Genomic DNA, 21,589 nt, shown 5'->3' with positions numbered 1-21,589 from the left:
CTCGCCTTCCCGCCTCCCGTTATTGGTGCGCCGGCCGCCTCCCCCGGCGGCGCGATGAAAGTCAGGCCGCCTGAACGCGGCTTTCGTGGTTTGCCACCAGCTCCTTCACGGAAGCGAGAACCTGCGCCTCCATGTCGGCGCGCAGCAGCGAAAAGGCGACGTTGGCGGCGATGAAACCCTGCTTGCTGCCGCAGTCGAAGGTGCGACCGGTGTATTTCTGCGCATGGAAAGACTGCTTTTCGGCAAGCCGCTTCATGCCGTCGGTCAGCTGGATTTCATTGCCCGCGCCGCGTTCCTGCCTGGCGAGAATATCGAAGATTTCCGGCTGCAGGATGTAACGGCCGTTCAGGTAATAATTCGAAGGCGCCTTGGATGGTTCCGGCTTTTCGACCATTTCGGTGACGGCGAAGCCATGATTGACCTTCTGGCCGACGCCGACGACGCCATAGGACGACACTTCTTCCGGCAGGCATTCCTCGACACCGAGAATATTGCCGCCGACTTCATCGTAAAGTTCCATCAGGCCGGCAATGCAGCCGCGCGCGCCATAGGACACCATGTCAGGCAACAGCAGGGCGAAAGGTTCCTTGCCCACCAGTTCGCGTGCGCACCAGACGGCGTGGCCGAGACCGAGCGGCACCTGCTGGCGCGTATAGCTCACCGTGCCGGCAACCGGCAGCATCTTTTCCAGCTGAAGCACCTGCACGGTCTTGCCGGAGCGGGTGAGCGTATTGATGAGTTCAGGCGCGCTGTCGAAATAGTCTTCGATGGCGGTCTTGTTGCGGCTCGTCACGAAAATAATGTGTTCGATACCGGCCTGCATTGCCTCGTCAACGGCATATTGCACAACGGGACGATCCACGATCGTCAGCATTTCCTTTGGCATCGCCTTGGTGGCGGGCAAAAACCGCGTGCCGTTGCCGGCTACCGGAATGACGGCTTTTCTGACAGTTTTGTTCAGGTCCATCGCGTTCTCCTTCATCAAGGTTTGATCTGTCCCCAGTCCCCGCGCAGATTTCGTCCACGCGTAAATTTCACGAAATCTGTCTTTTCACCCCTGTATTCGCCGCGGGCGCGAACATCGCGTCCCGCAGCCTCCTCAGCCGCACTGCAATGGGCATTCTTAAGTGCCCCAGCACGGCAGGATCCCTTATCGTGGTCTTCAAGGCGCCGAGTACCGAACGGCGCTTGATGTTTTCCACCAATGTCAAAAAATTATGCGCCAGCCGCAGGCTGCGGGCTCTCGCCTGCTGCGCATCCATGGCGGCCGGCAGCAGAGTGTAGTGGCTCAGGAATTCCTGATCCGCCCGCATCATCGCCTCGACGTGATGAAGTTCGAGCACGCGCGAAATCGAGCCTTCGCGGATATTGTAGATGTAACCCGGCTTCGGTTCGATGACGCAGAGGCCGCCGGCGGCAAGTGCCGAGGCGAGCAGGATATAATCCTCGCCAATGCGGATATCCTCGCGGAAGCGCAATCCCTCATCGTTCAGGAAATCGCGCCGGAACATCGGTTTCATGTAGCCGAAATTGAAGGTGGAGCGGAACAGGATGTTGGACGAAATGAAGTCTTCAAGGGTGAGGGCCGACCGCTCCTCCAGAAACTCTTCCGGAAACATCGTCTCCATCGGCCTGCCGTCGGTATAGACGACATCGAGATTATCGACCGCAATCGCCGCATTGGCGGCTTCCGCCCGGCACATCATGCAGGCGGAGCGCTCCGGGCGGATGACATCGTCGGAATCGAGCACGGCGATCCAGCGTCCGGTCGCGGCTTCGATGCCGGCATTGCGCGCACCGCCCGGACCGCCGTTTTCGGCAAGAGTAAGCAGGCGTACACGCGGATCGATGGCGGCAATCGCCTCGACGAAGGGGACGGTGTCATCGGCGGAACGGTCGTCGACGACGATCACTTCCAGCGTCACACCCCGCTGGTCGAGCGCGCTTTGAATGGCGGCTTCGATCGTATCCGCGGCATTATAGGCCGCAATGACGAAGCTGATATCGGGCGGCGAGGCAAGGTTTTCCATCAGGTCGCCTCCACCGCGCCATATTGGCGGATTTCACGCACGCCGAAGGCGCCGCTCATCGAGCCCATATGCAGCGCGCCACGCAGCGCATAACGGTTGCGGCGCACGGCGTTGAAGCCGTTCAGCGCGGCAAAGACGCCGCAATAAAGCACCTTCGAGCCGGCCTTGATGACCTGAACCACGCGGCGAGCACCGGGCTTCTTTTCCGCCAGCACGCGGCCATGGGTCTGGCCGGAACGGAAGCGGCGCTTGGCAAGCCACATGAAGCTTGCCCGATTTTCCGGCACCGGTTCGGACAGCATGGCATCTTCCGCAAAGACGATGCGGCCGCCTGCGGCGTGAAGATGCGAGAAGAAATGCGTGTCTTCGCCGCCGCTCTGGCCGAGCGCCAGCGCAAAGCGCCGGCCCTTCACCGAGGGTGCTTCCATCCTGAGTAGCGTATTGCAGGTATAGCCGGTGATGATTTCGCCATCGACCCAGACGGGGACTGTCGAGTGGAAATCACCGCGTTTCATCCAGCCCGGTGCATTGTCCCGGTAAACTGCCGTCACTGGGCCGAGAACGGTTTCTGCACCCGTCTCGTCGGCTTTTTCCAGAAGGGCGGCCAGCCAATGCGGCGGGGCGGTTTCGTCATCATCGATAAAGGCCAGATAATCCGCCTTGCACTCCGACAGGCAGGCATTGCGGGCAATCGAAATATTCGACTTCGGGCAATGGACATAGGTGATCTCGAAGGGTGCGGTTTCGCGCAGGCGATCGACGCTCGCCTTGGCGCTCGGCTCCTCGTCATTATCGGCGACGATCAGCCGAACTTTCACACCTTCCGGCACGTCCAGCTCGAAGAGTGACAGAAGTGTGGCAACCAGCGCCGGGCGTCTGTAGGTGCAGATGCCGATATCGACGGTTTTCGAATCATGCGGGCGGGTGACGGTGTTGTCGGTCATGAGACAGCCTTTCTTCCCCGGAATTTCAGGAGTTCCAGCCAGAAGCCGGTGGACCAGGCCAGATGCATCACCATCGCCGAAAAGGCGGCGAGCGGGCCGTATGGGTTTTTCTGACCTATTGCCATCCACAAGCCATAACCCACACATGCGGCGATCCAGAGGCCGAGCGGAATAAGCGCCGCCCAGTGCACGAGCGACAGCAAGGCGAAAATGAAGACCGGCAGCACGGCGAGCGGAATCATCTGGCGGATTTTCGGGATCGAGCGATGTTTCAAAAGGTTCTTCGCGCGGCCGCGGCCATAGGCGAGATATTGCCGGAACAGCGGCATGACGCTGGCGCGCGGGTAATAGGTCATGCGGGTCTTGTCGGTCATCCAGATGCGGAAACCGGATTTGCGCAGGCGGAAATCCAGTTCGGCATCCTCGTTATGGCTGAAGCTCTCGTCATAACCGCCGACCGCATCGAAAGCGGCGATCCGCATCAGTGCATGGTGGCCATGGTCGATCCAGTGACCCTTGGCACCTTCGCGGTGCTTGGAGCCGCCATTGCCGAGCTTCGAATTCTGGGCGATGGCCGTCGCCTTCTGGAACAGGCCGTGGCCGACCGTATCCATGGCGACGACGACGGAATCCGCGCCGGTGCGCTCGGCATCCTCGATCAGCCGCTGGCAATAATCGTCGGGATAATCGCCGTGTGCGTCGATGCGGATGAGATAATCGAAATCCTCGCCGAAGGTGGCGACGGCAAGATTGATGCCGGCGCTCTGAATGCGCTTCGGATTGGCAAGCAGCGTGACGCGCTCGTCCTTCGCCGCAAAGGCGGAAACGATATCGCGGGTTCCATCCGCGCTGCCGCCATCGGCAACGACAATGCGGAAAAGCCGCCCATCCATTGCGCCGGTGAATTTGACAAGCAGTCCTTCGATCGTCTTTGCCTCATTGAGGCAGGGAATGACGATCAGCGTTCTGATGCCGGAATTGCTACGACCTTCCATGATTTGCCCCCTACGCGCTACACGGGTGAAAACTGCGCTTCACGGGCATGGCCGGAGGCGGATTTGGCAAGCGAGGACAAGTGCTGGACCAGCTGACGGCAATCGTCGCGGTCAGTCAGCCATTGTTTCCTGTCTGTTGCCGAGAGGGTGTTGAAGGCGTCCGCATAGGTTTGCGGGTTCATCTGGCTAAACAGGGCGACGAGATCCTCCGGACGGGCATTCGGGAGGACGAAGCCGATATCGAGCCTTTCGATGAAGCGGGCGGTTTCCGTGCCGGCAAGCGCAATCGGCAGGGTGCCATAAAGGCAGCCTTCGTAGAGCCGGTTGGGCAGCAGCCAGCTGGAATTCTGGCCTTCTTCGAAAAAATCGATCGCCCAGGTGAACTGCACCTCATTATAGATGGCGGCAAGGTCCTCGGGGTTCTTATAGGCACCGTGGAAATGCACATGCGGAGCGGCAGCCACGAAGCCATCGAAATCGGCAAATTCCGAATAGGCCGGCCGGCCACGCAGGATGATTTCGACCTTGCCTTCCATGCGCTTTGCAAAGTCGGCGAGGATTTCGAGCGACTTGCGGCAGCGAAGCGCACCGAACCAGCCGATCTTCCATGGCTCACCGGGGGCGGGTGCGCGCGGTTGCGGCGTGGCGGTAGTGGTGGCGTCGAGTGCCAGCACCTTGTTTTCCTGCAGCAACACGGGAAGGTTAAGGCCGGATACGGGCTTGAAATAATGCTCTACGAAAGCGGGGGAACTCGTCACCAGCAGCTTGGCGTCGCGGGCGAAATAACGCTGGGCGGCATTCAGCATCTGTCCGGGCTTGCCCGTGTTGAGAAGCAGGCGGTGAATGTCGAGACATTCGTAAACCAGCGCCGGCTGCCCGGCATAGATCGACATGGCGCGCTTTGCCAGCGCCAGCATCTCCAGGTTTCTGGCAAGAATGACATCGGGTGCGGAGATGCCGCTCAAGAGCTTGCCGAGCGAGAGGCTCGCTTTCGCCACCGCCGCCATACGCTGCAGAAACTGCCCGTCGGCGGTTTGCCCGAGCACGACGGGTACGACGCCTTCAATCTCCGCCAATCGGTTCTGTCCGCGCCGGAAACCCGCCAGCGTGACCCGCGCCCCGCCCGCAAGCAGGGTCAGCACCCGCCGGCGAATGGCGGGGTCCGACAGATCGTGCGCGAGATAGAGAACATGGATCATGCAGGGGTTCCGGTTGCTTTCATGCGTCAAAGACGCTGCGACTTATGTTTTGGTTCAAAAGACAGTCAGTTAAGCGCGCAGGCGATGGATTCCGGGAATTGGCATTTGTCGCCGAGCGCCGTGAAGGCAAACCGGTCGACGATCATCTGCGTTGCGCCGGAATAGGAAAAGGCGCCCATCCAGTCCTTCAGCGTATCGGTGCCCCACAGGCTGAAGAAAATCTTCTGGGCATTCTGCGGGATTTTCGACTCATCCGTCACTTCGTGAACGAGCTTGCCATTGACGTAATAACGCAGGCGCTGCGGCTCCCAGACGAAGGCGTAGTCGTTGAAGCCGGCATCCGCGCCGCCTTCCACCGGCACCAGCTTCTCATTACCGCCCTTGGCGGAAATATACTGGTTGAGCTGCACCTTGCCGGTATTTTTGCCCAGCACTTCGAAGTCGATTTCATCGTGCGGTTTCTTGTCGGTCGGGCCGATATAGGTGAAGAAGGCGGAGTTCAGGCCAGAGCCGGTGGCGGTCTTCATGCGCGCTTCATAGGTGCCGTAACGATAACGCCCCTTGGTCTGGATTTCACCGCAGGCGAATTTTCGGTCGCCGGCCTTGGCTTCTTCGAAGCCGAGTGTCAGCTGGCCGTTTTCCACCGTCGCCAGTTTCTTCGACCAGGTGCAATTCTGATGCGCGCCATTGTTCCAGCCGTCGGAAACGTACCAGAAGCTTCTGTCCATGGAATCGAAGTTCTCGATGAAGGATGCGCCATTGCCTTCCTGCGCCTGGCCCGGCGTCGCAAAAGGGGCGGCCAGAAGGGCCGCGGCGAGAAGAATGCGTGTCTGAACGCGGGTGACAAATGTTGTCATTGGTTCACCTCTGTCGTTGCGAATAAAGCGTTTCGGATGTCGGCGGGCCGATCATGGCGGCCCGTTTCGCGGCAAAGTCGGCCTTCGCCTTGCCTTTGCCGCTGCGGCTTCCGGTCAGCACGGCATAAACGGCCGGCAGATATTTGCGGGTCTGGGCATTGCTGACCACCAGAATGACGAAGGCGGAAAGCGTCGCGCTGATATAGAAAGCCGGGTAAAAATCAGGCCCGCCCTTGTTCCACACCATCCACATGATCACGAGCAGCGGATAGTGCGCGCAGAAAATCCAGAAGCTCAGGCTGCCGGTTTCGGCAAGCCGCTGGCCAAGCCGGCTGCGTATCAACAGCGCGGAAGACGCCCAGAAACCGAGCGCGCCGAAGACGGCAAGCAGGTTGCGTGACATGTTGAGCCAGAAGGTGAATTCCGGACCGGTGAAATAAAGCCCGGTCGCCAACATGGCCGAGGCGGCAAAGGTCAGCGCCATGATCGGCACGGCATAGGGGTCGAGAGCCTTGACGTCGACGCGGTGGAGCGCAAGCGCAATGCCGAGCGAGAAGCTGAAAAGGATGGATTTCTTCTGGACGATGAAAATCGTCAGATCAGGCATGGCGGTGATGAAGAGCAGGATGGCGAGCGTCGGCAGGGCGAAACGGCGCATCAGAAAGGCGAGCACCGGCGACAGCAGGATGCAGACGAAGAGATCGCGCAGGAAATACAGCGGCACATTCACCGGCAGCTCTTCAAGCGCCGTTCCGTGGCTGATGATTTCACGCGGGCTGGCGTTCCAGAGGTCAGGAAAATAACCGACGCCGACATCGAAAAGCTGGATCAGCAGCACGGCGGCAAACAGCGCGCCATTCCACAGCAGGAAGGGCAGCAGCACGGTTTTCGACTTGGAACGGATCGTCGCCGGATAATTGAAACCGCTCATGCCGCGGCGAAACAGCAGGTAACCGGAAATGGCGCTGAGACAGGGCACGCCGATGCGAAACAGCGCGTCGCCCAGGAAAACCCGCAGCCAGTCGAAGAAGCCGTAAAGGCCGAGAAAAGGGCTGGTTTCGGCATCGTGCGGCACATGGACGAACACGATCCCTGATATCAGCAATATGCGCATCAAGTTGATACGGGAGGATAGGTTCTGATCGACAGTCACATCAGTCACCCCTATTGGGCGGCGTCTCCCCACGCCGCGTTGCAACCAGAGCGAACTTAAGCCCGCACTGGAAAGTCTGGTTTCGACTTTGGGATAAAATGTGGCGACGCGGGAAAAACACAAGCTTAGATTTTGCGGGTGAATGTCTGGCGTTCACTGCATTTCCGCGCCCATGAAAAATCAAAATGTTGAAATTAATGTATTTTTTCTAAATTCGCGCGTCGTTAAAAATCGCTGAAGCGTGTGAATTTGTCATTTGTCGTGATGCTGCATCGCAAAAAGATAGGTGACGCGACCTTGCCGCGGTGAATGAAAACACCGTGGCAAGGCCGCTTAACGGCGGAAATGAGGCGCATTTTTCCGCGAGATTTCTAACCTTGGGTTGCAGTATCCCGCATGCGCCGCGATTTGACCATGCCGAAGATTTTCGCAAGCAAGGCGCGTTCGGTCAGCAGGATCAGCACCGCATAGATGACGCCACCCACGGCAGCACCGATGAGAACCTGAAGGGTGGCATTGGGAATGCGCTCGGCCAGAACGTGAAGCAGGTAGCGCACCGCAACGGCCATCACCAGCGCCGCGATCATCGGCCTGCTGCTGACATAGAGGCCACGGAAAAACGGTGTGTCGCTTGCCTTGAATACGGCCCAGGAATAGGCGACCAGCGTTACCGCATTGACGATGCAGAGCCACACCATCGCGTCGATCAGGGTGCCGTAAAGTGCTGCGAGCCAGACCGCGACCGTTGTCACGATGGCGCGGATCGTCGCCGACCAGAACAGCACGCGGCCGTAACCCGCCCCTTTGAGATAGGGGATGAAGGTGCTGCACGGTGTCAGAATGGCCTTCGATAGCGCCAGCAGCCCGAGAACCGGCCAGGCATAGGCCCAGTTCTGTCCGAAGATGACAAGCATGGCCGGTTCGGCCACGGCCCAGAGGCCGAACATCATCGGTGCAAGCAGCACGGTCAGTACCTGCGTGCTGAACATCAGCGCGTCGCGACGGCGCTGCGGATCGTCCATCATGCGGCTGAAGGCGGGAAACAGAACGCCCATGACGGCCGACAGAACCACTTGGTTGGGAATGCTGGCAAAACGGTTGGAGGCGGAATAGGCGCCGGCATCCGCCAGACCGAGATGCCGGGCAATGACCACCATCGGCGACTGGAAGGTAACGAAATTGGCGATTTCCGAACCCATCAACCCGGAGCTGAAGCCGAGGAGCGGCACCAGCCGGCGCGGTTTCATGACGAAGCGCGGGCAATAACGCGAAACCGCGTAAAGCCCGACAAGCCGGATGAGGGCGGCGGCAAAAAGCTGGATGATCAGCGCCCAGACGCCGAAGCCCATAAAGGCGAGCGCCACGGCCACAATCGCCGCGATGCTTTCCGACGCCATGCTCCAGAGCGCGTCCTTGCTGAAATTCATGCGTCGCGCCAGCAGCGAATAGGCGACATCGCCGGCAAGCTGCAGCGGAATGAGGAAGGCCATGATGCGCAGCAGGTAGGCGCTTTCCACCGCGCCCAGCAGCCCGCCGAAAAATTCCGCCCAAATGTAGAGAACGGCGGCCATGGTGCAGGAGATCGCGAGATTCGCCCAGAAGACGGTATGGATCGTATCCATATCCTCTTCCTTCTCGACGATCAGCGCAGAGGTGAGCCCTGCGCCGGCGATCATGGTCAGAAACTGTACAACCGTTAGTCCTACTGCCACCACCCCGAATTCCTCCGGGGAAAGCAGTCTTGCGAGAATCGGGACCGTGACAAATTTAAGCCCGAATGTCCCTGTTTTTGATAAAACGCTCCAGCCGACATTCGTGGTGATGGTCTTTACATTTGGCGCTGGGGGCATACAAGCATCCTGTTTCTGGAGGCCGGCGGGAGGAAGCCGGTTGGGAGTTGCCGATACCATCGGGGCCGCTTTTAGGATCGGGCCCGACACTTCTTGATCAACGCAAGGGGCGAAACAATGGCAAGATTTACTGTCGTCATTCCCTACTACCAAAAGCAGCACGGTGTCCTGGGACGTGCACTCGCATCGGTTTTTGCGCAGACTTACCAGGATTTCGATCTTGTCATCGTCGATGACGAATCGCCATACCCGATCGATCAGGAACTTGCGGAACTTTCGCAGGTTGAGAAAGACCGGATTATCGTCATTAAACAGGCCAATGCCGGCCCGGGCGGTGCCCGCAACACCGGTCTCGACCATGTGCCCGACGGCAGCGACTATGTCGCCTTTCTCGATTCCGACGATATCTGGACACCCGGTCATCTCCAGAATGCGGCCTTCGCGCTAGAGACTTACGGCGGCGAGTGCTATTGGGCCTCCATGCAGGCAAGTGACGAATTTTATTATCATTTCGCCATTTCCGAGCTGGAGAAGAATGAGGGCGCGGCACGGCTTTCCGAGAAACCTCTGGTGATCGAGCTGCCGGATCTGGCCAGTGTGATGCTGCGCAACTGGAGCTTCCTGCATCTCTCCTGCATGGTGATCGGCCGTCCTCTTTTTGAAAAGATCCGCTTTGACCCGGCGCTCAGACTGGCGGCCGAAGATGTGCTGTTTTTCTGTGATTCCATCCTTGCATCGAAGCGTACGCTTCTGTGTGACGATGCCGGCGCGATGCGTGGAATGGGCGTCAATATCTTCCACAGCATCGACAATACCTCGCCGGAGTTCCTGCGCCAGCAGTTCAATACCTGGGTGGCGCTCGATACGCTGGAGGGGCGTTTTTCACGCCGGCCGGACGATGTCGCCTCCATCGCTTCCTATAAAAACACGGCGCGCAAACAGGCGCTGTGGAGCCAGGCGGGCAATCTGAAACGGCGCAAGGCACCCGAATTCGGGCTGCTCCTGAAATGGGCGATGCGCGATCCCGCACTGCTGCGCGCCGCTTTCGAACTCGGTGCAGGAAAAATCGTCCGCTCCAGATGAGCGAATTCTCGCCCGCAAGAATTTATATGTTTTTTCACCCAGGAGTGACCTCATGAAACCTTACCACTGGGAATCTCATCACGGAAATTTCGGTGACGATCTCAACCTGTGGCTGTGGGATTTTCTGCTTCCGGGCCTGCGCGATGTGCATGACGACGTCATGCTGGTCGGCGTCGGCACGGTGTTGAACGACGTTCTTTTGCCCGCAAAGCAGCGCAAGCTGGTGATTGGCAGCGGTTATGGTTATGGCGCGGTGCCGGATACCAGCACCGAGTTCTGGGATATTCGCTGCGTGCGCGGCGAAAAAACCGCCGCCAAGCTCGGGCTCGCCCCCGAAAAGGGTATTGTCGATCCGGCCGTGATGGTCACCGAGATGCCTGACTTCCAGGGCCTGCCCAAGCTCTACAAGAAGACCTTCGTTCCGCATTGGGAATCGGCCGAATTCGGCATGTGGGAAACGGTGTGCGAACCGGCGGGGCTGACCTATCTCGACCCGCGCGGCGAGGCGAAAGCGGTCATCCGCGCCATCGCCCAGTCGGAATTCATCGTTGCCGAATCCATGCATGGCGCGATCCTTGCCGATGCCTTCCGCGTGCCATGGGTCGCGGTCAGCACATCCCCCTCGATCAACAGCTTCAAATGGAGCGACTGGGCCGGCAGCGTGGGTGTCGACTATCAGCCGCGTTACGTACCGGTTTCGACCCGCGCCGAGGCGGCGAAAAAGGGCTCGCGTTTCTGGGGCATGAGCTTCCCGCCGCCGCCCGGCCCCGTCGTTGCCGAGACCGGTTCCGTTCCGGCGCATGATGGTCCGACGCATGAGGGTGACGTGCTGGTGCGGCCGCAGGAAACGCAATCCCGGTCATTGCGCAAATTGGCCAAACAGGTGCTGGCCGCGCCTTCCACCCTGGCGCTCTGGCAGGCAAGCCGCGCGGAGCCCCGTCTCAGCCCGGATGGTCGGCTGGAAGAGCGCAAGGAGCGCTTCGCCGCCGTTCTGGAAACGGTGAAGCGGGATTATCTCTGAGGGTGATCTAAGATAACCGGCGGTGGTGCTTCTTTTCACGCCACGGATAAAGTGCAGCGGCACCCATGCGTTTGGCAAAAGCGGAGAACCCGCCAGCCGTCACCCCGGACTTGATCCGGGGTCCAGCGCGATCAAGTCATTGATCGCGAAAGATTCTTTCACGGCGCAGACGCGCCGTGGCTGCATGCCGGATCATCCTCGGACTTGTTCCGAGGACCCGCATGACGGAGGAACGGAAGGCGGACTTGTCGTCGTTCCTGCAGCAGTGGATTCTTCCCTTAAGAAACCGGCGTACCGTCCAGCAGATAACGCACATCCCGCACCGGCGGCGATTTACGGAATCGGGCGGTCTTGTCGCTCCAGATGCCACGCGTGATGGCGGGCAGGGCGGGGAGCCGTGCGAGGGCATGGCTCAGCGCGCCGCCCATGCCCTTCTGCTTTTTCGTATCGAGAAAATGGCGAAGCTCGAATTTGGCGCGGATGTGTTTTTCATGTTCGCGCAGGATCGCCGTTTCCTCTGCCGAAAGCCGGCAGCCGGCGAGAATGGCCTTGTCCGCCTCGTACAAGCGGCGAAGATCTTCGGTGCGATGGCGGCCGCTCAGCGAGTTGCCGCGCACGATCGCGCCGTATCCGCAATGGCGGATGACCTTGTAACGTGCACCGGCGGCCAGCGCCCGCACGTAAAGCTCGTAATCTTCGCCGAGCCGCAGGCCGTCATCGTAACGCAGTGCATGTTTATCCAGAAAAGCGCGGCGTATGACCGGCTTCAGAAACCCGGTTTCCCCGCGTACGACGCCGGGCCTGGAAATATTTCCCTCCACGAATTCCGTGAGCGACAGAAACCGCGCCTGCGGTTCGAAGCGGGTCGGCTGCATGGAGGAGGCGCCGGGAACCGATTGCTGGATGAAGGCGATGTTGTCGGCCACCAGATCCCAGTCGTCATCGGCCAGCAGGGCGGCGAAACGGCCCCGGAAAAAGAAGTCGTCCGCATCGAGAATGGCGATGAGCGGCGCCGATGAAATCGAGATGGCGTGGTTGCGCGCAGCCGAAGGGCCTCGATTGACCTCGAATCGCACGACCCGCAGACGGCCGGTGCCGTCATCCGCCGCATGCGCCACGTCGCTCGTCGTGTCGGTGGAACCGTCGTCGATCACCACGACTTCCCTGACCTCCGGCTCCACAAGGGCGGAACGTATGGCGATATCGATCGTTTCGGATGCATTTTTCGCAGCGATGATGACGCAAATGGGCTGTGAACCGCTCACCATGGATTGTCCTTCTGCTTTGACCAACCGTCAGGATTTGGCCAGCAGAAAGTGTCACGGGTGTGGATGCAAGCGATTTTTTTGCGACGCAATAAATGAAGCTGCGTGAAAGCTTACATATCGGTCAGTTTGGCACCATGCGGCGGCGGGCTTTTTACGGCGTCCGCCTGCATTGCCTCGGCGCCACGATCCCGCGCGAAGGTTTCGCGCATCCGCCGCTTTTCGCGGGCGACCAGGACGAGAATCCCAATAAAATAACCGACTTGCAGAATGACCGCGCAGATGAGGGTCTGGATGAATGCCGTATAGAACGAGCCGTGGATGAAATATGTCGCAACCGCAAAGGTAAGCAATGCACCGATCATGCTGAAAAAAACACGAGGTGCATACATGGTGCTCTCCTCCCGAGAACGATTTCTCCATTTTTGACTGCGCTGCGGCATTTTTCTTCTTTGCAAGAAATATACGATGAGACCGGTGCTGTTTCAACACACATATACTTCTTCTAACGGTTGCGGCATGAAATTTCGGTAATCTTGATTGGTAAATTCCTCGGTAATCGATGACTTCCCCCAATCGGGGCTGCCTTACCAGACGATTTCATGCTTTTGAGAGGCGTAAAATCGTTCTCTTGCAGCCATTGCCGGCTGTCTTACGCTCTCTGCAGACTTCGTTAACCATCTCGCCTTTAAAAAGTCGGTATTGATTCCTCAGCAAGAGCAGGGTGCCCGCGTGACAACGAGTTCAGAAGTAATCGCCTTTCCGGCAAAGAACCGTATTGCCGACGTCAAAAGATGTGCAACGATGCTTGACCGGCTGCATGGTGTGGAGGCGAATGATTTCTGGCGCAGGGAGTGCCGCGAGCTGGCCGCCTATCTGACGGAGCTTGGTTATGAGGACGCCGCCATGCGGCGTGAGGTCATGGAATTTCAAAACGCCGTGCAGGCGGAATTATGGGCGGGTGACGCCACGCCCGAGGCGCGCCGCGACAGCCATTGAAGGCTTAAGGGTTTCCATTAAAAAAGCCGGCGGGTGTCTAACCTGCCGGCTTTTTTGTTCATGCCCGTTTGATCAGGAAGCGCTGGCGCCGCGTGTGCGGGCGACGCCGTCAAGTGCCGGCTTGTATTTCGGGTCGAGCCGGGCCGCATGCCCATAGGACTTGGCGGCCTTGGCCATCTCGCCGCGACGCTCATAAACAAGCGCCTGGTTGGCCCAGGATTCCGCCACATTGCCGTCAAGCGAAATGGCGTGGTTGAAATCGGCAAAGGCGTTTTCATCGTCATTCAGCGCGACATAAGAAAGGCCGCGGCCGTTATAGGGCTCGGGCGAGGTCGACGACAGCGAGATTGCCTTGGAGAAGTCCTCGATGGCCTGGGCATGCTGGTTGCGCAGCTGGTAGATCAGGCCGCGATTGTGCCAGGCGCGTCCATCGGTGGTTTCAAGTTCGATGGCGCGGGAGAAATCGTTGAAGGCTTCGTTGACGCGGCCGGACTGGCGGTAAAGATTGCCACGACCGATCAGTGCTACATCATAGCTCGGATTGATCTGCAGGGCGGCGTTGTAATCCTGCAGGGCCTGCTGCTGCTGCCCGGAGTTGCGGTAGACCAGCGCGCGGTTGGCATAGGCCTGGTAAAAGCGCGGGTTGAGCTGCAGCGCCTTGTTGAAATCCTCGATGGCGCGGCGCGAATCGCCGGCGCGGCCGTAAGCCGAGCCACGGACGTTATAGCCTTCGGGATCCTGCGGATTGGCGTTGATGACCGAGGTGAGCGAGGCGATGTTTTCCTGCGAGCCCTGGGCACGGTCGATCCTGAACACATCTTCCGTCTGGTTGGATGTCGCACAGCCGGAAAGACCGGCAAGCACGGTGCAGATGACCAGAGAAGCGCGAAACCCTCTGTTGTTTTTCAATGGCACCCGGCGCTTGGAGGCATCGGCGTTTTTCACAACACAGGCGTCGACAGCGATCATTCGGTGTGGGTTCCCTCGCAGGCCGGTCTCACGGTCGTTCTCAAGAACATTCTCCGGCCACAAACACAAAGAGCGGCGGCGAATTGATCGCCCCCGCCCAACAAGCATTCAAAAACGTCCAAAAGACGGCCTATTAACGGCCTGCGCGGGGGCCTGCAACCAGACCTTCGCGCTGTGCACGCTTGCGTGCCAGCTTGCGAACGCGGCGAACGGCTTCAGCCTTTTCGCGAGCGCGCTTCTGGGAGGGCTTTTCGTAATAATCGCGCATTTTCATTTCACGGAAAATGCCTTCGCGCTGCATCTTTTTCTTCAGGGCGCGGAGCGCCTGATCAACGTTATTGTCGCGGACTAGTACCTGCACGTGAATCCCGTTCCTTTAGTTTGGTTATCTTGCTGCGCGAATAAAGGCATTCGCACGCAAACAAAAAATGGTCCGTCCGGCTGTCGAGCTGGGCGATTGGTGACGTGCAATAACAGATCATTTGCAGCAAGTCCAGCCGCTAGCGCATAATCAGCCTGCAAAATGCAGCGTGTCCCGCATTCTGCCCGCAATGTCGAAACAAAATCGTTGCGACGTCGCAAAATGGATATTGCCTCCCATCCCGATTTGCCATGTGTATGATACGGGCCGGGCGTATGTTTACGGCCTCTGGCCGGTTCTTGAGGAGCAGATTGCGAATGCGCAAATATTCCGTTTTTGCCGTGGCGCGTGAGGCGCTCAGGGGTCATAAAGGGTGGGATGCGCAATGGGCCTCACCCGAGCCGCGCAAGGATTATGATGTCATCATCATCGGCGGCGGCGGCCACGGGCTGGGTGCCGCCTATTATCTGGCCAAGGAACATGGCATCACCAATGTCGCGGTTCTGGAAAAAGGCTGGCTCGGCGGCGGTAATACCGGCCGCAACACCACCATCATTCGCTCCAACTATCTCTATGAAGAGAGCATGGATATTTATGAGCATTCCCTGAAACTGTGGGAAGGCTTGAGCCAGGATCTAAATTACAACGTCATGTATTCGGCGCGCGGCGTGATGATGCTGTCGCACAATATTCACGACCGGCAATCCTTCAGCCGCCATATCAATGCCAATCGTCTCTATGGCATCGACAATGAATGGCTGACGCCGGAGCAGGCGAAGGCCTTTTGCCCGCCGCTCGATATATCGGGCAATGCGCGTTACCCCATCAATGGCGCGGCCCTTCAGCGCCGCGGCGGCACGGCGCGCCACGATGCGGTGGCCTGGGGTTATGCGCGCGCGGCCTCAGACCGCGGCGTGCACATCATCCAGAACTGCGAAGTCACCGGCATTCGCCGCGGACCTGATGGCGCGGTGACGGGTGTGGAGACCAATCGCGGTTTCATTGGCGCCAAGAAAATCGGCGTTTCCGCCGCCGGTCATTCCTCCGTCATCATGAAAATGGCTGACGTGCGCGTTCCCCTGCATTCCAATCCGCTGCAGGCGCTGGTGTCGGAACCGCTGAAGCCGATCTTCCCCTGCGTCGTCATGTCCAACACGGTACATGCCTATATTTCGCAATCCGACAAGGGCGAGCTGGTTATCGGTGCGGGTACGGACCAGTATAATTCCTATTCCCAGACCGGTGGTCTTCAGATCATCACCCACACGCTCGACGCCATCTGCGAGCTGTTCCCGATCTTCCGCCGCGTGAAGATGATGCGCCAATGGGGCGGCATCACCGACAATACGCCTGATCGTTCCGCCATCCAGAGCGTGACGCCGGTGCAAAACCTCTTCGTCAATTGCGGCTGGGGCACGGGCGGTTTCAAGGCAACGCCGGGTTCGGCCAATCTTTTCGCGCATCTCATCGCCCGTGGCGAACCGCATCGCCTGGCGGCCGGCCTGACGCTCGACCGCTTCCGCACCGGCCGGCTTATCGACGAGGCTGCCGCTGCCGCGGTGGCGCATTGATGCTGGCGGCGGCCATGCTTGCGATCAACATTTCAGGCGCGGCCATGGCCGTGCCCGTCGGCAGTGTCATTCCCGAGGCCAGGGATTTTCGCAGCCAGAAGATTGCGAAGATGCAGGGTGAGAAAGACTGGCCCTTCATGGCGGAAAAAGGCCTGCTTCTCTGCGCGCCCAGCCTTACGACGAAGATGGTTTATTTCGTCGGCGAGAAGGAGGATGGCGAGCAGGATTACCCCTTCGCGATCGACACCGACATGATGGCGGTTGCCATCGTTAATATGGGCCGGGCCTCGGCGCTTCGTCCTTTCGATAATTTCGAGCAGCTTTTAAAGCGGCTTTCCCCCTTCGTAGCCATGGGGAAGCGGCTGTGTGACCAACCCGCCGGAACAGCGCTTCCGGAAAATTCTCTCTAGGTGGAGCGACGATGCTTCTGATCCATTGCCCCTATTGCGGGGAAGACCGTTCCGAACTGGAATTCCGCTGGGCGGGCGAAGCCCATATCGCCCGGCCGGAAAACATCGCCGATATTTCCGACGAGGCCTTTGCGGAATATTTCTTCATTCGCGACAATGACAAGGGCCTCGTTTTCGAGCGCTGGCGCCACATTCACGGCTGCGGCCGCTTCTTCAACGCTGCCCGCGATTCCGTCAGCGATAAATTCCTGATGACCTACAAGGCCGGCGAACCGAAACCCGATACTGAGGCGGTCCTTTCCGCAGAAAAGGGAGCCGGGCAATGAGCGGCGACTATCGTATCAAGGGTGCGGGCCGCCTCACCCCGGCCAGAACCGCGCGTTTCACCTTCGACGGCAAGATCTATCCGGCGCTGGAGGGCGACACCGTTGCGTCAGCGCTTCTGGCCAATGGCGTGCATCTGATCGGCCGCTCGTTCAAATATCACCGCCCGCGCGGTTTCCTGTCCGCGGGACCGGAAGAGCCGAACGCGCTGATCGACGTGTCGCGAGACAGCCTGCGCAAGCAGCCCAATGTGCGCGCCACGGTGCAGGAAGTGTTCGATGGCGCCATCATTGCCTCGCAGAATCGCTTTCCGTCGCTGTCCTTCGATCTGAGCGCCATCAACGACCTCCTGTCGCCGATGTTCGCGGCCGGATTTTATTATAAGACCTTCATGTGGCCGAAGGCCGCCTGGCACAAGATTTACGAACCGCTGATCCGCCGCGCCGCCGGTCTCGGCAAGGCGCCGGGCGAGCCGGATGCGGATCATTATTCCGGCCGTTATGCTCATTGCGACGTTCTGGTCGCTGGTGCCGGCGTTGCCGGCCTGACAGCGGCGCTGTCGGCGGCGAAAACCGGGGCAAGCGTCATTCTGGTGGATGAAAATGCCGAAGTCGGCGGCGTGCTGCGCTTCGATACCGGCGCGGTGATCGACGGTCTGCCCGGTTACGAGTGGGCGCAGAAGGTTCTCGCCGAGCTGCAAGCGATGCCGAATGTGCGGGTTCTGACGCGCACGACGGCCTTTGGTTATTACAACCACAATTTCGTCGCGCTGGCGGAGCGCGTCACCGATCATCTCGCCACACCGGCCAGACACCAGCCGCGCGAGCGGCTGTGGCAGGTGCGCGCCAAAAAGGTGGTGCTGGCGGCCGGCGCGATCGAGCGCCACATGGTCTTCGCTAACAACGACCGGCCGGGCATCATGCTGGCTGCGGCTGCCCGCACCTATCTCAACCAGTATGGCGTATCCGTCGGCCATAATGTCGGTGTCTACACCGCCCATGATTCAGCCTATGAGACGGCCTTCGACCTGAAGAAGGCAGGCGTGAAGATCGCCGCCATCGTCGATTGCCGCGAAAACCCGGATCAGCGCGTGCTGGACGAAGCGCGGGCGCTCGGCATCGAAGTGCTGGCGGGCCACAGCGTTTACAACACCGCCGGCCGCCTGCGCGTCTCTTCCATGACCGTTGGCCGCAATGGCGGCTCCAACAAACGCAAGATCGCCATCGATGCGCTTGTGGTTTCCGCTGGCTGGACGCCATCCGTGCATCTCTTCTCGCAATCGCGCGGCAAGCTGAAGTTTGACGCGGCTAACCAGCGTTTCCTGCCGGATATTCATGTGCAGAACTGCGTTTCCATCGGCGCCTGCAACGGCACGGATGATCTTTCCGCGATCATTGCCGAATCGGCCGCTGCCGGCGGCAGTTCGGTGGAATTCTCCGGCGAAAATGCCCGGGCATGGACGGGCGGCATGATCGGTGCGGCCGAAGGCGCGGGTGAGGGCACCGGGGTCAAGGCCTTCATCGATTTCCAGCACGATGTCTGCGCCAAGGATATCCGCCTTGCCGTGCGCGAGGGCATGCATTCCGTCGAGCATATCAAGCGCTTCACCACCAATGGCATGGCGTCGGATCAGGGCAAGATGTCGAACATGCATGGTCTTGCCATCGCATCGGAAGCGCTCGGCCGGGATTTGCCCAAGGTCGGCCTCACCACCTTCCGCCAGCCCTATACGCCGGTCACCTTCGGCACGCTCATCAACCATTCGCGCGGCGCGCTGTTCGACCCGGCCCGCAAGACGCCCATGCACGAGGAAGAGCTGGCTGCCGGCGCGGTGTTCGAGGATGTCGGCAACTGGAAACGCGCCTGGTTCTTCCCGCGCGCTGGCGAGGACATGCATGAGGCGATCAACCGTGAATGCAAGACGGTGCGTGAGAGCGTCGGCGTGTTCGATGCCTCGACACTCGGCAAGATCGAAGTGGTCGGCCCGGATGCGGCGAAGTTCCTGAACCTCATCTACACCAATGCCTGGGATACGCTGAAGCCCGGCCGCTGCCGTTATGGCATCATGACCCGCGAAGACGGCTTCGTTTACGATGACGGTGTTGTCGGGCGTCTGGCCGATGACCGTTTCCATGTGACGACGACGACGGGCGGTGCGCCGCGCGTTCTCCAGCATATGGAAGATTATCTTCAGACCGAATTCCCCGATCTCAACGTCTGGCTCACCTCGGCGACCGAACAATGGGCTGTCATTGCCGTGCAGGGCCCGAAGGCACGCGAGGTGATCGCGCCTTTTGTCGAGGGCATCGATCTCTCGCCGGAAGCCTTCCCGCATATGGCGGTGGCCGAGGGCAAGTTCTGCGGCGTGCCGACGCGGCTTTTCCGCGTCTCCTTCACCGGCGAACTCGGTTTCGAAATCAATGTGCCTGCCGATTACGGCGCTGCCGTCTGGTCCGCTATCCGCGACAGGGCGGAAGCCGTTGGCGGTTGCCTTTATGGCACCGAGACCATGCATATTCTCCGTGCGGAAAAGGGTTATATCATCGTCGGCCAGGATACGGACGGCACGGTGACACCTGACGATGCCGGGCTCGCCTGGGCCGTTTCCAAAAAGAAGACGGATTTCGTCGGGATTCGCGGCCTGAAACGCATCGATCTGACGCGCAGCGGCCGCAAGCAGCTCGTTGGTCTGAAGACGAGGGACCGGCTGACCGTGCCCGACGAAGGCGGCCAAATTGTCGCCGACCCGAACCAGCCGAAGCCCATGACCATGCTTGGTCACGTCACTTCGGCCTACTGGTCGGAAAATCTCGGCCATTCCATCGCCTTTGCGCTGGTGGCGGATGGCAGGGCGCGCATGGGCGAAACGCTCTACATTCCGCTTGCCGATAAAACCATTGCCGTCGAAGTGACCGACATGGTCTTCCTCGACAAGGAAGGAGCCCGTCTCAATGGCTGACATGCTGCACGCAAAACGCAAATCCGTGCTTGAGGATTTCCACGGCGGCTCGCCCTTCGTTTCGCTGAAGCCCGCCGCTTCCGCCTCGCGGCTGTCGCTGCGGGCGCGGGAAAGCGCCGTGCCGGGGCTTTCGGAAGCGCTGGGCCTTGCTTTGCCCACCAGCCCGAAAGGCTCCGTCACATCGGGCCTGCGCTCGGCCCTGTGGCTTGGTCCGGACGAATGGCTGGTGATCGATCAGGGCGAAAGCGACCTGGTGGCGGCGCTTGCCGGCGTCTCCGGCCTGTTTTCCGCAACCGATGTTTCCCACCGCAACACGGCCGTCATTGTTTCCGGCCCGGGCGCGGAGGCTGCACTCAATGCCGGCTGCCCGCAGGATCTGTCTCCGGCGCGGTTCCCGGTGGGTGCCTGCTCGCGCACGGTTTTCGGCAAAGCGGAAGTGGTGCTGTTGCGCACGGCGGATGATACGTTCCGGGTGGAATGCTGGCGTTCCTTTGCCGAATATGTCGGTGGGCTATTGCAGGAAGCGGCGGCCGACGTGGCGGTTTAGCGCCTCCACCCCCGCCATTCGACCCATCGACCATGGAAATCGGCACGGCCGATCTCCTGTTTCTCGCCGGTGGGCCAGATTTGCAGGGTAATGGCGGCACCACCCGGTGTCGCATCCGCCTCCATCTGCAGGCGGGCAAGCGGGGCATCCAGCGTGGCGCGGGCGCCGGCCTCGGCGATCAATGCCTCGCCCGCTTGTTTCAGGGCATCCGGCAGATATTGCCAGGCGATGGAGTGATAGACGACATGGGCCGCGCCGGGATATTGCGTGGAAAGGCGGCGTTTCAGCCAGTCGATCGCATCGGCTTTTTCCACCCGCAGGCCGTTCTCCACCGCGATCCGTAACGCCGCCGCGGTGCGTTCCAGCCTGTCGGTCTGGTCGGCCCAGATATAGGACATCAGCCGCAGGCGGTCTTCGGACGAAGAGGGGTCGAGCGGGTTGAGATCGCATCCGGCGCGTTCGATGACCTCGATCCGCCCATCCGGCGGTGGGCTGCCGCGCCATTCCGGCGACTGAAAGACATCGGATTGTTCGCCCCATGCAAAATCACCGAGACGATACCGGTACCGGTCGAATTGCAGGTTGAGCCCGGCGCTCGCTCCCACCTCGGAGAGTACGAGCGGCTTGCCGGTGCGCTCCGCAATTGAAAGAAAGCCCGGCAACAGTACGGCTGAACGGCGGACTTCGTTCGTCTGCGGCGGTGATTTCAGCCTTTCGAGGATGAAGACCTGATGGAAACGCAGGGCGCTGGCACAGGCCTGCCACAACGCCTCCTCGTCATCAGGCGCAATATCGACAAGCGGCGCGATCTTTTCCTTGATGGCCAGCGCATGCAGGGCACCCGCCAGCCGCAGGGGAACGGAATCACCGGATGGGCCGACATCGCCGGGCCAGGACAAGATTGTCTCGCCGACTTCCGTCTGGCGGTCGAGCCTTGCGGCCACGGCGCGACAAAGCCGTGCGGTAAAGGGAGAGCCGAGGCTGTCGCAGGCCTTTGCCTGCACGAGAAACGCATTCCTTACGGCTTCGTCATGCATGCGGTCTCTCCCTTT

General features: G+C 60.0%; 21 protein-coding genes. 8 read left to right on the top strand and 13 right to left on the bottom strand.

Features of this window, described 5'->3' with window-relative positions; all coding sequences use genetic code 11:
* Positions 1 to 61: 61 nt before the first annotated feature.
* The 8 genes from ACIQUH_RS22935 to ACIQUH_RS22900 form a co-directional block, all read right to left on the bottom strand.
* Positions 62 to 967 carry a UTP--glucose-1-phosphate uridylyltransferase gene (locus ACIQUH_RS22935; protein WP_400819356.1) on the bottom strand — a complete coding sequence of 302 codons (906 nt, stop codon included), beginning with the start codon at positions 965 to 967 and terminating at the stop codon, positions 62 to 64.
* A 67-nt stretch (positions 968 to 1,034) separates the two neighbouring features.
* Complete coding sequence (locus ACIQUH_RS22930; RefSeq protein ID WP_400819353.1) at positions 1,035 to 2,030, bottom strand: glycosyltransferase family 2 protein; 996 nt, start codon at positions 2,028 to 2,030, stop codon at positions 1,035 to 1,037.
* A complete protein-coding gene (locus ACIQUH_RS22925) occupies positions 2,030 to 2,974 on the bottom strand; it encodes a glycosyltransferase (RefSeq protein WP_400819350.1) in 945 nt (314 codons plus the stop codon). The genes ACIQUH_RS22930 and ACIQUH_RS22925 overlap by 1 nt, the downstream gene beginning before the upstream one ends.
* Complete coding sequence (locus tag ACIQUH_RS22920; protein WP_400819348.1) at positions 2,971 to 3,969, bottom strand: glycosyltransferase family 2 protein; 999 nt, start codon at positions 3,967 to 3,969, stop codon at positions 2,971 to 2,973. Before ACIQUH_RS22920 ends, ACIQUH_RS22925 begins: the two co-directional genes overlap by 4 nt.
* Before the next feature lie 17 nt (positions 3,970 to 3,986).
* Positions 3,987 to 5,168 carry a glycosyl transferase family 1 gene (locus ACIQUH_RS22915; RefSeq protein WP_400819346.1) on the bottom strand — a complete coding sequence of 394 codons (1,182 nt, stop codon included), beginning with the start codon at positions 5,166 to 5,168 and terminating at the stop codon, positions 3,987 to 3,989.
* 65 nt (positions 5,169 to 5,233) lie between these two features.
* Positions 5,234 to 6,025, bottom strand: coding sequence for a glycoside hydrolase family 16 protein (locus tag ACIQUH_RS22910; protein WP_400819344.1), 792 nt, complete (start codon positions 6,023 to 6,025; stop codon positions 5,234 to 5,236).
* A gap of 4 nt (positions 6,026 to 6,029) precedes the next feature.
* On the bottom strand, positions 6,030 to 7,178 hold the full coding sequence (locus tag ACIQUH_RS22905; RefSeq protein ID WP_400819342.1) for an acyltransferase: 1,149 nt from the start codon (positions 7,176 to 7,178) through the stop codon (positions 6,030 to 6,032).
* Between the two features lie 371 nt (positions 7,179 to 7,549).
* Positions 7,550 to 9,028, bottom strand: a complete 1,479-nt coding sequence (locus ACIQUH_RS22900) for a lipopolysaccharide biosynthesis protein (RefSeq protein ID WP_400819340.1) — start codon at positions 9,026 to 9,028, stop codon at positions 7,550 to 7,552.
* 117 nt (positions 9,029 to 9,145) lie between these two features.
* On the opposite strand from ACIQUH_RS22900, the gene ACIQUH_RS22895 reads away from it, so the two are divergent.
* On the top strand, positions 9,146 to 10,111 hold the full coding sequence (locus tag ACIQUH_RS22895) for a glycosyltransferase family 2 protein (RefSeq protein WP_400819338.1): 966 nt from the start codon (positions 9,146 to 9,148) through the stop codon (positions 10,109 to 10,111).
* Between the two features lie 52 nt (positions 10,112 to 10,163).
* Positions 10,164 to 11,132 (top strand): polysaccharide pyruvyl transferase family protein, encoded by a 969-nt coding sequence (locus ACIQUH_RS22890; RefSeq protein WP_400819335.1) that lies wholly within the window; start codon positions 10,164 to 10,166, stop codon positions 11,130 to 11,132.
* 278 nt (positions 11,133 to 11,410) lie between these two features.
* Here the strand turns inward: ACIQUH_RS22890 and ACIQUH_RS22885 are convergent, their stop codons facing one another.
* Together ACIQUH_RS22885 and ACIQUH_RS22880 are read right to left on the bottom strand one after the other, a co-directional pair.
* A complete protein-coding gene (locus ACIQUH_RS22885) occupies positions 11,411 to 12,400 on the bottom strand; it encodes a glycosyltransferase family 2 protein (RefSeq protein ID WP_400819332.1) in 990 nt (329 codons plus the stop codon).
* Between the two features lie 110 nt (positions 12,401 to 12,510).
* A complete protein-coding gene (locus tag ACIQUH_RS22880; protein WP_080819945.1) occupies positions 12,511 to 12,789 on the bottom strand; it encodes an exopolysaccharide production repressor protein in 279 nt (92 codons plus the stop codon).
* Between the two features lie 340 nt (positions 12,790 to 13,129).
* On the opposite strand from ACIQUH_RS22880, the gene ACIQUH_RS22875 reads away from it, so the two are divergent.
* A complete protein-coding gene (locus ACIQUH_RS22875) occupies positions 13,130 to 13,396 on the top strand; it encodes a DUF6074 family protein (protein ID WP_020812422.1) in 267 nt (88 codons plus the stop codon).
* 72 nt (positions 13,397 to 13,468) lie between these two features.
* On the opposite strand, the gene ACIQUH_RS22870 is transcribed toward ACIQUH_RS22875, so the two are convergent.
* Together ACIQUH_RS22870 and rpsU are read right to left on the bottom strand one after the other, a co-directional pair.
* A complete protein-coding gene (locus ACIQUH_RS22870) occupies positions 13,469 to 14,365 on the bottom strand; it encodes a tetratricopeptide repeat protein (RefSeq protein ID WP_400819328.1) in 897 nt (298 codons plus the stop codon).
* Between the two features lie 133 nt (positions 14,366 to 14,498).
* Positions 14,499 to 14,726: a 30S ribosomal protein S21 gene (gene rpsU / locus ACIQUH_RS22865; protein ID WP_003508541.1), complete on the bottom strand. Its 228-nt coding sequence runs from the start codon at positions 14,724 to 14,726 to the stop codon at positions 14,499 to 14,501.
* Between the two features lie 317 nt (positions 14,727 to 15,043).
* Between rpsU and ACIQUH_RS22860 the strand changes: the two genes are divergently transcribed.
* The 5 genes from ACIQUH_RS22860 to ACIQUH_RS22840 are packed head-to-tail and all read left to right on the top strand — an operon-like array spanning position 15,044 to position 20,537.
* Positions 15,044 to 16,297: a sarcosine oxidase subunit beta family protein gene (locus ACIQUH_RS22860; RefSeq protein ID WP_400819324.1), complete on the top strand. Its 1,254-nt coding sequence runs from the start codon at positions 15,044 to 15,046 to the stop codon at positions 16,295 to 16,297.
* Positions 16,297 to 16,707 (top strand): hypothetical protein, encoded by a 411-nt coding sequence (locus ACIQUH_RS22855; protein WP_400819321.1) that lies wholly within the window; start codon positions 16,297 to 16,299, stop codon positions 16,705 to 16,707. The genes ACIQUH_RS22860 and ACIQUH_RS22855 overlap by 1 nt, the downstream gene beginning before the upstream one ends.
* An 11-nt stretch (positions 16,708 to 16,718) precedes the next feature.
* Positions 16,719 to 17,033 (top strand): sarcosine oxidase subunit delta, encoded by a 315-nt coding sequence (locus tag ACIQUH_RS22850; protein ID WP_400819319.1) that lies wholly within the window; start codon positions 16,719 to 16,721, stop codon positions 17,031 to 17,033.
* On the top strand, positions 17,030 to 19,990 hold the full coding sequence (locus ACIQUH_RS22845) for a sarcosine oxidase subunit alpha (RefSeq protein ID WP_400819317.1): 2,961 nt from the start codon (positions 17,030 to 17,032) through the stop codon (positions 19,988 to 19,990). Before ACIQUH_RS22850 ends, ACIQUH_RS22845 begins: the two co-directional genes overlap by 4 nt.
* A complete protein-coding gene (locus tag ACIQUH_RS22840) occupies positions 19,983 to 20,537 on the top strand; it encodes a sarcosine oxidase subunit gamma (RefSeq protein ID WP_400819314.1) in 555 nt (184 codons plus the stop codon). Before ACIQUH_RS22845 ends, ACIQUH_RS22840 begins: the two co-directional genes overlap by 8 nt.
* Here ACIQUH_RS22840 and ACIQUH_RS22835 read toward each other — a convergent pair.
* Positions 20,534 to 21,574 (bottom strand): DUF2332 domain-containing protein, encoded by a 1,041-nt coding sequence (locus ACIQUH_RS22835; protein ID WP_400819312.1) that lies wholly within the window; start codon positions 21,572 to 21,574, stop codon positions 20,534 to 20,536. The genes ACIQUH_RS22840 and ACIQUH_RS22835 overlap by 4 nt on opposite strands.
* Positions 21,575 to 21,589 lie beyond the last annotated feature (15 nt).

This window comes from Agrobacterium sp. NPDC090283 (assembly GCF_044769685.1).
Taxonomy (GTDB): domain Bacteria; phylum Pseudomonadota; class Alphaproteobacteria; order Rhizobiales; family Rhizobiaceae; genus Agrobacterium.
Note: the sequence above shows the minus strand (reverse complement) of the source record. Positions and strands in the feature narration are given on the sequence as shown.

Coding starts and splice junctions, on each gene's coding strand:
- ACIQUH_RS22885 (WP_400819332.1), bottom strand. CDS start 12,400: ATGGTGAGCGGTTCACAGCCCATTTGCGTCATCATCGCTGCGAAAAAT.
- ACIQUH_RS22895 (WP_400819338.1), top strand. CDS start 9,146: ATGGCAAGATTTACTGTCGTCATTCCCTACTACCAAAAGCAGCACGGT.
- ACIQUH_RS22910 (WP_400819344.1), bottom strand. CDS start 6,025: ATGACAACATTTGTCACCCGCGTTCAGACACGCATTCTTCTCGCCGCG.
- ACIQUH_RS22870 (WP_400819328.1), bottom strand. CDS start 14,365: ATGATCGCTGTCGACGCCTGTGTTGTGAAAAACGCCGATGCCTCCAAG.
- ACIQUH_RS22920 (WP_400819348.1), bottom strand. CDS start 3,969: ATGGAAGGTCGTAGCAATTCCGGCATCAGAACGCTGATCGTCATTCCC.
- ACIQUH_RS22900 (WP_400819340.1), bottom strand. CDS start 9,028: ATGCCCCCAGCGCCAAATGTAAAGACCATCACCACGAATGTCGGCTGG.
- ACIQUH_RS22855 (WP_400819321.1), top strand. CDS start 16,297: ATGCTGGCGGCGGCCATGCTTGCGATCAACATTTCAGGCGCGGCCATG.
- ACIQUH_RS22930 (WP_400819353.1), bottom strand. CDS start 2,030: ATGGAAAACCTTGCCTCGCCGCCCGATATCAGCTTCGTCATTGCGGCC.
- ACIQUH_RS22925 (WP_400819350.1), bottom strand. CDS start 2,974: ATGACCGACAACACCGTCACCCGCCCGCATGATTCGAAAACCGTCGAT.
- ACIQUH_RS22835 (WP_400819312.1), bottom strand. CDS start 21,574: ATGCATGACGAAGCCGTAAGGAATGCGTTTCTCGTGCAGGCAAAGGCC.
- ACIQUH_RS22850 (WP_400819319.1), top strand. CDS start 16,719: ATGCTTCTGATCCATTGCCCCTATTGCGGGGAAGACCGTTCCGAACTG.
- ACIQUH_RS22915 (WP_400819346.1), bottom strand. CDS start 5,168: ATGATCCATGTTCTCTATCTCGCGCACGATCTGTCGGACCCCGCCATT.
- ACIQUH_RS22860 (WP_400819324.1), top strand. CDS start 15,044: ATGCGCAAATATTCCGTTTTTGCCGTGGCGCGTGAGGCGCTCAGGGGT.
- ACIQUH_RS22935 (WP_400819356.1), bottom strand. CDS start 967: ATGGACCTGAACAAAACTGTCAGAAAAGCCGTCATTCCGGTAGCCGGC.
- ACIQUH_RS22840 (WP_400819314.1), top strand. CDS start 19,983: ATGGCTGACATGCTGCACGCAAAACGCAAATCCGTGCTTGAGGATTTC.
- ACIQUH_RS22880 (WP_080819945.1), bottom strand. CDS start 12,789: ATGTATGCACCTCGTGTTTTTTTCAGCATGATCGGTGCATTGCTTACC.
- ACIQUH_RS22845 (WP_400819317.1), top strand. CDS start 17,030: ATGAGCGGCGACTATCGTATCAAGGGTGCGGGCCGCCTCACCCCGGCC.
- ACIQUH_RS22890 (WP_400819335.1), top strand. CDS start 10,164: ATGAAACCTTACCACTGGGAATCTCATCACGGAAATTTCGGTGACGAT.